Origin of the sequence: Streptomyces sp. NPDC059718 (assembly GCF_042733315.1) — a bacterium.
Lineage (GTDB): Bacteria > Actinomycetota > Actinomycetes > Streptomycetales > Streptomycetaceae > Actinacidiphila.
This window is the reverse complement of sequence record NZ_JBHWGA010000059.1, coordinates 46,366-55,514: the sequence shown is the minus strand read 5'-3', so window position 1 is coordinate 55,514 and position 9,149 is coordinate 46,366. Positions and strand designations below refer to the sequence as shown.

9 protein-coding genes are annotated in these 9,149 nt (G+C 73.6%); 7 read left to right on the top strand and 2 right to left on the bottom strand.

Annotated features, from left to right (window positions below; all coding sequences use genetic code 11):
- Window positions 1–151 precede the first annotated feature (151 nt).
- The gene (locus tag ACFV3E_RS40465) at window positions 152–1,117 is read right to left on the bottom strand and encodes a phosphotransferase family protein (protein WP_500540600.1); all 966 of its coding nucleotides are present in this window, start codon (window positions 1,115–1,117) and stop codon (window positions 152–154) included.
- Between the two features lie 25 nt (window positions 1,118–1,142).
- Window positions 1,143–1,739: a TetR/AcrR family transcriptional regulator gene (locus ACFV3E_RS40460; RefSeq protein ID WP_500540598.1), complete on the bottom strand. Its 597-nt coding sequence runs from the start codon at window positions 1,737–1,739 to the stop codon at window positions 1,143–1,145.
- A 146-nt stretch (window positions 1,740–1,885) separates the two neighbouring features.
- On the opposite strand from ACFV3E_RS40460, the gene ACFV3E_RS40455 reads away from it, so the two are divergent.
- The 7 genes from ACFV3E_RS40455 to ACFV3E_RS40425 all read left to right on the top strand — a co-directional run bounded on the left by ACFV3E_RS40455 (window position 1,886) and on the right by ACFV3E_RS40425 (window position 9,086).
- Entirely contained in the window at window positions 1,886–3,178 is a 1,293-nt protein-coding gene (locus tag ACFV3E_RS40455; protein WP_500540596.1) for a YbfB/YjiJ family MFS transporter, read from the top strand.
- Window positions 3,179–3,638: 460 nt separating this feature from the next.
- Window positions 3,639–5,171, top strand: coding sequence for a sensor histidine kinase (locus tag ACFV3E_RS40450; RefSeq protein WP_500540594.1), 1,533 nt, complete (start codon window positions 3,639–3,641; stop codon window positions 5,169–5,171).
- Entirely contained in the window at window positions 5,168–5,611 is a 444-nt protein-coding gene (locus tag ACFV3E_RS40445) for a roadblock/LC7 domain-containing protein (RefSeq protein ID WP_499509238.1), read from the top strand. The genes ACFV3E_RS40450 and ACFV3E_RS40445 overlap by 4 nt, the downstream gene beginning before the upstream one ends.
- The gene (locus ACFV3E_RS40440) at window positions 5,608–5,967 is read left to right on the top strand and encodes a DUF742 domain-containing protein (protein ID WP_499509237.1); all 360 of its coding nucleotides are present in this window, start codon (window positions 5,608–5,610) and stop codon (window positions 5,965–5,967) included. The genes ACFV3E_RS40445 and ACFV3E_RS40440 overlap by 4 nt, the downstream gene beginning before the upstream one ends.
- Entirely contained in the window at window positions 5,948–6,592 is a 645-nt protein-coding gene (locus tag ACFV3E_RS40435; protein WP_500540592.1) for a GTP-binding protein, read from the top strand. The genes ACFV3E_RS40440 and ACFV3E_RS40435 overlap by 20 nt, the downstream gene beginning before the upstream one ends.
- Window positions 6,589–7,842, top strand: coding sequence for a cytochrome P450 (locus ACFV3E_RS40430; RefSeq protein WP_500540590.1), 1,254 nt, complete (start codon window positions 6,589–6,591; stop codon window positions 7,840–7,842). The genes ACFV3E_RS40435 and ACFV3E_RS40430 overlap by 4 nt, the downstream gene beginning before the upstream one ends.
- Entirely contained in the window at window positions 7,842–9,086 is a 1,245-nt protein-coding gene (locus ACFV3E_RS40425) for a cytochrome P450 family protein (protein WP_500328895.1), read from the top strand. The genes ACFV3E_RS40430 and ACFV3E_RS40425 overlap by 1 nt, the downstream gene beginning before the upstream one ends.
- Window positions 9,087–9,149: the final 63 nt, after the last annotated feature.

The following is a 9,149-nucleotide window of genomic DNA, read 5'->3' as shown; positions in this document are numbered from 1 at the left end:
GGGACATCGGATGCACGGCGCACCTTCGCGCCCGCGGCTCGCCCTGCACCCTCGTGGTGATCACACCCGGGTGACAAGACGAAAGCCGGGGGGAGGACGCGCAGTTGCACAGATGGGAACGGTGTCCGGCACCGGACGCCCGCCTGTTGGGTCAGGCGTCGCCGTAGCGGGCGAGCAGCGCCGCGACGTAGGTCTCCAGGCGCGTCGCGAGCGTCGCCGGGGTGAGGTCGGTGCGGCCGAGTTCACGCCAGGGCACGGCGACCTTCTCGGCGTCGGGTGCGAAGGCGAGGGCGTCCAGGAGCCGCCAGTAGAGGTGGGCGCCGGGGGAGCCCGCCAGCCGGCCGCCCGCGGCGGTGTAGAGGTCGGCGAAGCGCAGTCCTGCCTCGGGTCCGTGCAACAGCGCGAGTGCCGTGGCGCAGTGGGCCACGTCGAGGTCGGCGGGGCCCCAGGAGGTCTCGACCCAGTCGACGACGCCGGAGATGCGCAGGTGGCCGCCGTGCCCGGAGAACAGGACGTTGCCCGGGTGGAAGTCGCGGTGCAGGAACAGGCCTTCGTGGGCGGGCGGGTCACGGCGTATGACGTCCACCGCGCGGGCCCACAGGTCCGGACGGCCCGTGGCCTCGGGCGGGCGGACGCGCTCGGGCGCCGTCCAGGCCTGGTAGGTGCGCGGCCGGTCCGTCTCGCCGACGTCGAGCCCGTGGACGCGGACGAGTTGACGGGCCAGCAGCCACGCCCGCGCCCCGGCGTCGGTGTCCTCCAGGCGTACCTCCCCCGGGAGGAGGGACATGAGCAGCGACGGATGGTCGCAGTGCTCCGCCGTCGCGTCGACGGCGTGGAACTCGGCGGCGGGGACGGCGGTCGGGCCGAGCAGCGCCAGGATCCGCGCCTCACGGGTGAGCAGGCCCTCCGCGTGGCGGAGGTAGAAGGACTTCACGAAGGAGCGCAGCACCAACTGGCGTCCGCCTCCCGGCCCCGTGACCCGCAGGCGGCGCATCTGCGAGGTCCAGCCGCCGCGGAGCCGCTCCGCGGACTCGAGGTGTTCCCCGTCGCGGAGGTGCCGCTGCACCCAGGCACGGGTGGCCGTCCAGCCGGGCTCGTTCTCCTCCGCCGCCGTCATCAGGCCAATCTACCGGGCCCGTTGATCAGGCGGTGGCCTGCTGCCGTGCGCCGAGCACCATCGTGATCAGGGACCTCGCGGTGGCCCGGAGCCGGTCCGCGTCCTGGTAGACGCGCTCGATGACGACGGTGCCGCGGGTCATGGTGACCAGGACCCGTGCGGCCTCGGTGGGAGGGACGGCGAGCAGGCCGGCCGCGTCGCCGCGGGAGAGCCGCTCGGCCATGACGCCCTCGAGCCGGTCCAGCAGGCCGCGGATCGCGGCCCGGATGGGTTCGGCGTCCGCCTGGGTGTCGGTGGCGGTCTTCGTCGACAGGCAGCCGCGGGCGGGGGCGCCGTGGGTCATGGAGGCGATGGTGAAGTCGAAGAAGTCCTCCAGCGCCCGCCGGACGTCCGGCTGGTCCAGCGTGGCGGCGGCCTCGGCGACGAAGGCGTCGGCGTAGTCCTGGAACACGCGCAGGAACAGCGTCTCCTTGTCGCGGTAGGCGTTGTAGAGCGAGCCGCGCTGCACGCCCGTGGCGGTCGCCAGGTCCTGCATGGAGGTCGCTCCGTACCCCTGGTTCCAGAAGACGTCCAGGATCCGGCCCAGGGTGTGCTGCTCATCGAACTGACGCCGTCCAGCCATGCGCTCACCGTAATTCATCTTTGACGGCTCCGTCAAAGTTTGCAAGGCTGTCAAACATGACAGGGTTGTCAAAGATGGCCCAGACGGCTGACGGACCGGGCGGCGCCCGGACCTGTCGCGCCCGGGCGGAAGGCGGAAGCGAGCACATGACCACCACACCACCGGGACCCGCCGCATGGCGGGCCATAGCGGCGGGCGCGAGCGCCAGCTTCGTCGGCATCGGCCTCGCCCGGTTCGCCTACACGCCTCTGGTCCCCGAACTGATCAACGCCCACTGGTTCTCCCCGTCCGCCGTGGCGTACCTCGGCGCGGCCAACCTCGCCGGCTACCTGGCGGGCGCGCTGAGCGCCCGGTGGGTGGGGCGCCGGCTGGGCGACCGCCGCGCCCTGCGGTGGATGATGGCGCTTGCCACGCTCGCGCTGCTGGCCTGCAGCGTTCCCGTCTCGGTGCCGTGGTTCTTCCTCTGGCGCCTGGCCTCGGGGCTTGCCGGCGGCGTGATCATGGTGCGGGTGGCCGGTGCGGTGCTCCCGCACCTGAAGGGGGAGCGGCGCGGGCTGGCGGGCGGGGCGATCTTCGCGGGGCTCGGTGTCGGCATCGCCGCCACGGGGACCCTGGTGCCCCTGCTGCTGCACCTCGGGCTGCGCGGGACCTGGGCGGGGCTGGCCGTCCTGTGCGCGCTCCTCACCGTACTGAGCTGGAACGGCTGGCCGACGCCGGCCGCCGCCCCGTCGCCGTCCGCGGTCCCAGCGGCGCCGGGGCCGGTGCCGGGGGAGCGGAAGCCCGCGCGCTCGCCGCGGCTGCGGCTGCTGCTCGTGGAGTACGCGCTGATCTCGATGGGTCTCACCCCGGCCATGGCGTTCCTCGCCGACTTCGTCAGCCGGGGCCTGGGCCGCGGTTCCGCCGGCGGCTCCATGATCTGGATCCTGTACGGGCTCGGCGCCCTCGTCGGCCCCACCCTCTACGGCCTCCTCGGCGACCGCCTCGGCTTCGCCAGGGCCCTGCTGCTGATCACCCTGGTGCAGACGGGGGCCCTCGCCGCGCTCGCCGCGGCGCACGGCCTGCCCGAGATCGCGGTGCTGAGCGTGGTCATCGGCTCCTTCCCGCCCGGGGTGGTGCCCGTCGTGCTGGGCCGCGTCCACGAACTCGTACCGCGGCACCCCGAGGCGCAGTCGGCGGCATGGGGCAAGGCGACCGTCGCCGGAGCGCTGTCGCTGGCCCTCTCCGCCTACCTCTACTCCTACGTCTTCGCCCGGACCGGCCAGGACCACCGGACGCTGTTCCTCATGGGTGCGGGAGCCCTGGCCCTCGCTCTGGTCGCCGCCGTCGCCGCGCGGTTCGTCCGTGCGGGCGTGCCCTTGGAGGTGGAAGCGGAGCCGGAGGCGGACGCGGAAGCCGCGCGCCGCGCGGCCGGCGCCCGGGGCGCCTCGGTCACGGGCTGAGGGGGCCGAGGGCGAAAGGTGTGGCGCGCTTGCGACATGTCGCACAGTGGACACGCCGTCAGGTTCCCGCCGCCCGCGGTCCGCGCCCGGCGGGGTCCCGGCCGCCGACCGCCGGGCGCGTGCCGTGGCCCCCGGCCCGTTCGGTATGGCGAACGACGTGGTCAGCGGCACCGAGGAGCCGTGGCGGCGGTGGACGCGGCGGTGGCGGCGCCTGCGGGGAGCGGAGGCGCCGGTTCCTCCTCGCTCGGGCGCCGGCGTGCCGCGGCAACCTCACATATCCTCACCAGCCAACAAATGTCATCGGCGCATTGATCAACACCGCTGGCAACTCGCATATAGTGACCGCGAGTTCCCCGCGAACACGAAGCCCGTCCGGGATTCGTGTTCGCGGTGGTGCCCGTTTTTGTTGGATTCCGCTTCGCCCATCCCATCCGTCCGTACGGCCCCGAGGTCCTGATCGATGACAGCGCAGACCGCGCTCCCGCGCCCGCGGACCGGGCGCCTGCGCATCCCGGCACGGCGGCGTGAGCAGCGCGCTCCGTTCGCGTACCTGGCGCGGGCCCTGGCGGTGCCCCTGGTGGTCACCGTCCCGGTCGCCGTGTGGCTGGTGGTCGCCGCCCCCGGGTCGCTGCGTGCCCCCGCGGTGATCGGCGCGGCCGCCGGGATCCTGGCGCTGGCCTGCGCCGTGGCCGTGGCGGCGCAGGAGCGCTGGCGGGCGCGGCGCCTCGCCGGACAGCTCGACGCCCTGCGGGCCGAGGCGGAACGATTCGCCGACGAGCTGCTGCCGGCCGCCGTCGGCCGGATCGCCGCCGGTGAGACCGTGGACCGGGTGCTCACCGGGGTGCGGGAGCCGCTGACCGGCCCGCAGCGCCGCATGCTGGCCCTGATCGCCGAGCGGGTCGGCACGAGCGAGTCTCGCCGCGCCGCGGCGATGGCCGTCGGTGCCAACGCCGCGGGACGCATGCAGGCGCTGGCCACCGGAATGCTGGCCGACCTGCGGCAGATGGAGCACCGCCACAGCGACCCGGCCGTGCTGCACGACCTGCTGCACCTGGACCACCGCACCGCCCAGGCCGGCCGCCTCGCCGACAGCATCGCCGTGCTGACCGGGGCCCGTTCCGGACGCCGGTGGGCCAAGCCGATCCGGATGGAGTCGATCCTGCGCGGCGCGATGGGGCGTATCGCCGGCTACCAGCGGGTGCGGCTCCACTCCACCAGCGAGGTCGCCGTCGTCGGTCACGCCGCGGAGGGCGTGATGCACGCGCTGGCCGAACTCATGGACAACGCCGCCAACTTCTCCCCGCCCACGGCCGAGGTCCACGTGTACGTGGAGGAGGTGCCCGCGGGCGCGGTCATCACGGTCGAGGACAGCGGTCTGGTCATGGGGGAGGTCGCGTTGCGCCGGGCGCAGAGCGCCGTAGCGGCCGGGTCCGGGGACCTGACCGGCCTGTCCGGGACCAGGCTCGGGCTGACGGTCGTCGGCCGGCTGGCCCGCAAGCACGGCCTGACGGTGTCCTTCCGGCCCTCGGCCCGCGGTGGCACCGGCGCGGTCATGATGATCCCGCAGGAGATGCTCACCGTCCCGCGTCCCGGCATGGACGCCGGTCCCGACGCCGAGCCCGTCCTGCCCCCGGAGGCCCCGGCCGCCGCCCCGTCCGTCCCGGCCCCCGCCGAGACGTCCGACCGCGACGAGGAGGCCCGGCGCCCGGCGCCGGCCCTGGGTGAGAGCGGCCTGCCCAAGCGCCGCCGCGGCCAGACGCTGTCCTCCGCCGGCCACGACCGGCCCGCCGCACCGACCGGTTCGAGCTCCGGCGGCCACGGCACGGCGGCCGAACGGGCCGCACGGTTCAGCACGTTCCGCAGCGCGGTGCACGGCACCACCCCCGCCGCACCCGCACCCGCCCCCGACCACCCGTCACCCGCGTCCGCGCCCGGCGCGGACCGCGACGAGCACAACGCGACGGCCCCATCCCCAGAAAGCGACGCGCGATGACCGCACCGGCCACCGGCCACACCAGTACGGACGAGCGGCTCAACTGGCTGCTGGAGAACCTGCTGGAGCGCACCCCGGGCGCCCGCCACGCCCTGGTCCTGTCCCGGGACGGGCTCAAGCTGTGCCGCACCCCCGAGCTCTCGGTGGACCAGGCGGACCAGCTCGCGGCGATCTCCGCCGGCATCCAGAGCCTGTCGCAGGGCGCGTCCATGGAGTTCGGCGACGGCAGCGGCGGCGTGCGGCAGGCCATGGCCGAGTTCTACGGCGGGATCCTGTTCATCGTCGAGGCCGGTGACGGCGCCCACCTCGCGGTCGTCGCCGCCGACGACGCCGAGGTCGGCCTGATCGGCCACAACATGCACGAGCTGGTCGAACAGCTCGGTGAGCACCTGAGCGCGCCCCCGCGCGAGGTGCCCGGTGAGGACGGCGACGGCGCATGACACCCCGCCCGGGCCGGGAGGAGGATCCGGACCGGCTGTACACCCTCACGTCGGGCCGCAGCCGGCCCGCGTCCGACGCGTTCGACCTGGTGACCCTGGTGGTCGCCGAATGCGATCCGGTCCCGGGGATGCAGTCCGAGCACGCGGCGATCCTGCGGATCTGCCGCCGGCCCACCGCCGTCGTGGAGCTCGCCGCCGACCTGGGACTCCCGGTCGGCATCACCCAGGTGCTGCTGTGCGACCTGCTGGACACCGGCCGGATCAGCGCCCGGCACCCCCGTACCGCCCGGACGGCGGCTCAACTGCCGGACCCCGAGATCCTGGAGCAGGTGCTCGTTGGACTACGCAACCTCTGACCCCGGCCTCGTTCCCGGCCCGCCGGGGCCGCGGGCGCCGCTCGACGCGAGCGCCGACAACGCGCTGAAGATCGTCATCACCGGTGGGTTCGGCGTCGGGAAGACGACCATGGTCCGCTCGGTCAGCGAGATCCGTCCGCTGAACACCGAGGAGACCATGACGCAGGCCGGTGCCGGGGTCGACGACCTCGCCGGTGTGGGGGCGAAGACCTCCACCACCGTGGCCTTCGACTTCGGCCGGATCAGCGTCAACGCGCGCACCGTGCTGTACCTGTTCGGCGCACCCGGGCAGGAACGGTTCTGGTTCCTGTGGGACCGGCTGTTCTCCGGCACGCTCGGCGCGGTGGTGCTGGTCGACACCCGCCGCCTGGACGACTCCTGGTACGCCATCGACCGCCTGGAGCACCACGGCACCCCGTTCGTGGTGGCCCGCAACGACTTCGGCGGGCCGAAGCACACCGAGGAACAGGTCCGCGACGCGCTGTCGCTGGCGGACGGGGTGCCGCTGGTGGACTGCGACGCGCGGTCCCGGCAGTCCTCCAAGGACGTCCTCATCACCCTCGTCCAGCACCTGCAGACCCTGTCCGGCGCCCGCCCGCGCCCCCGGGAGAGGACCGCCCCGTGACCAGTCAGCCCTCCGCGGCCGCCGGTGCCTGCCCGTTCGCCGGGGCGGTGCCGTTCAGCGGTCCGCGCTTCCACGTCGAACCGGCCGCCCTGTACCGGGAGTTGCGCCGCGATCACGGGGCCCTGGCCCCCGTGGAGCTCGACGGCGGCATACCGGCCTGGCTCGTGCTGGGCTACCGGGAACTGCTGCACGTCACCGGCGACCCGGTGCTCTTCAGCCGCGACTCGGACCTGTGGAACCAGTGGGACCGCATCCCCGACGACTGGTCGCTGCTGCCCATGATCGGGCGCAAGCAGCCGTCGATCCTCTACACCGTGGGTGAGCGGCACCGGCAGCGCGCCGCGATGATGGGTAACGCCATGGAGGCCATCGACGCGGTCGAACTGCGCCGTCACGCCGAGCGCTACGCCGACGGGCTGGTCGACACCTTCTGCGGCAGCGGCACGGCGGACATCCTCGACGAGTTCGCGATGCTGCTCCCGGTCCGCGTGCTGGCCCGGCTCTACGGCTTCCCCGAGGAGCAGGGCCCCCGCCTGGTGAAGGCGGTCAAGGACCTGGTCGACGGCGGCGCGGACGCCATCGCCGGCCAGATGTACGTCTACTCCGCGATGACCGAGCTGCTCGAGGCGAAGAAGGAGCAGCCGGGCGCGGACGTGGTCTCGCGGATGCTCGCCGACCGGTACGACTTCTCCGACGAGGAGATCGTGCAGGACCTGATGGTGATGACCGTGGCCGGGCACCAGCCCACCGCGGACTGGATCGGCAACTCGCTGCGGCTGATGCTCACCGACGACCGCTTCGCCGCCTCGTTCACCGGCGGCCGGAACAGCGTCGGTCAGGCCATGAACGAGGTCCTGTGGGAGGACACCCCCAGCCAGAACATCGCCGGGCGGTGGGCCAGCCGCGACACCCGGCTCGGCGGGCGCCAGATCGCCTCCGGCGACCTGCTCATCCTCGGCTTCGCCGCGGCCAACGCCGACCCGCAGGTGCACCTGGAGGCCGGGGCCTCCACCAACGGCAACAACGCCTGGTTCTCCTTCGGCCACGGTGAGCACCGCTGCCCGTTCCCGGCGCAGGAGATCGCCGAGGCCATCGCCCGCACCGGCATCGAGGTGCTGCTGGACCGGCTGCCCGACCTCGAACTGGCGGTCGACCCCGCCGAACTGGTGCGCCGTCCGTCCCCGTGGCTGCGGGGCATGACCAAGCTCCCCGTGCGTTTCACCCCCACCCCCGTGCTAGGAGAACTCTGATGGAATGCCCGGTCACCGGCCACCGCGCGGCCTCCCCGATCGTGCTGGACCCGCTGGTGGGCGACCTGGTCGCCGAGAGCGCCGCGCTGCGCGAGGAGGGACCGCTGGCCGCGGTCGTCCTGCCCGGCGGGGTGCCGGTGTGGGCCGTGACGCACCACGCCGAGGCCCGCGCGCTGCTGACCGACCCGCGGCTGGTGAAGGACATCGCCCACTGGGACGCCTTCACCCGCGGTGAGATACCCGCCGACTGGGCGCTGATCGGCCTGGCCAACCCCGGCCGCTCCATGCTCACCGTGGACGGCGCCGACCACCGCCGGCTGCGCGCCCTGGTCGCCCAGGCGCTCACCCCCCGCCGCGTCGAGCAGATGCGGGCCCGCATCGAGGAGCTGACGGCCGGTCTCCTGGAGCGCGTCGAGGAGGCGGCACGTGAGGGCGAGGTGCTGGACCTGAAGGCCACCTTCGCCTACCCGCTGCCGATGTACGTCGTGCAGGAGTTGATGGGCATCGACGAGGCCCACCTGCCGCGCCTGAAGGTGCTGTTCGAGAAGTTCTTCTCCACCCAGACCCCGCCCGACGAGGTCATCGCCACCCTCGGCGAGCTCGCGACCCTGATGGCCAAGACCGTCGCCGACCGGCGTGCCGAGCCCGGCGACGACCTGACCAGCGCGCTCATCGCGGCCTCCGAGGACGGTGACCACCTCACCGACGCGGAGATCCAGAGCACCCTGCAGCTGATGATCGCCGCGGGCCACGAGACCACGATCTCCCTCATCGTGAACGCGGTCGTCAACCTGCTCACCCACCCCGACCAGCTCGCGCTGGTGCGGGAGGGCAAGGCGAGCTGGGAGTCGGTGGTGGAGGAGACGCTGCGCCACTCCACGCCCACCTCGCACGTGCTGATCCGCTTCGCCACCGAGGACGTCCCCGTCGGTGACAAGGTCATCGCCAAGGGCGAGGCGCTGATCGTCTCCTACGCGGCGATCGGCGGCGACGAGAAGCAGCACGGTCCGAGCGCCGGCGTCTTCGACATCACCCGCGAGCACCCCATCCGGCACATCGCCTTCGGCCACGGCCCGCACGTGTGCCCGGGCGCCGCGCTGTCCCGGCTGGAGGCCTCGGTGGCGCTGCCCGCCCTGTTCGAGCGCTTCCCCAAGCTCGACCTGGCGGTGCCGGCGACGGAGCTGCGGAACAAGCCCGTGGTCACCCAGAACGACCTGTACGAGCTGCCGGTCACCGTGAACTGACTTACCGTCGGTGTCCGGCACCGTCCCGCCCCGCTCGAGCCGGAGCGGGGCGGTGCCGGTCCC

What these genes read in the sequence shown, in the direction of transcription:
- ACFV3E_RS40465 (WP_500540600.1), bottom strand. Translation starts at nt 1,117, where the DNA reads ATGACGGCGGCGGAGGAGAACGAGCCCGGCTGGACGGCCACCCGTGCC.
- ACFV3E_RS40460 (WP_500540598.1), bottom strand. Translation starts at nt 1,739, where the DNA reads ATGGCTGGACGGCGTCAGTTCGATGAGCAGCACACCCTGGGCCGGATC.
- ACFV3E_RS40455 (WP_500540596.1), top strand. Translation starts at nt 1,886, where the DNA reads ATGACCACCACACCACCGGGACCCGCCGCATGGCGGGCCATAGCGGCG.
- ACFV3E_RS40450 (WP_500540594.1), top strand. Translation starts at nt 3,639, where the DNA reads ATGACAGCGCAGACCGCGCTCCCGCGCCCGCGGACCGGGCGCCTGCGC.
- ACFV3E_RS40445 (WP_499509238.1), top strand. Translation starts at nt 5,168, where the DNA reads ATGACCGCACCGGCCACCGGCCACACCAGTACGGACGAGCGGCTCAAC.
- ACFV3E_RS40440 (WP_499509237.1), top strand. Translation starts at nt 5,608, where the DNA reads ATGACACCCCGCCCGGGCCGGGAGGAGGATCCGGACCGGCTGTACACC.
- ACFV3E_RS40425 (WP_500328895.1), top strand. Translation starts at nt 7,842, where the DNA reads ATGGAATGCCCGGTCACCGGCCACCGCGCGGCCTCCCCGATCGTGCTG.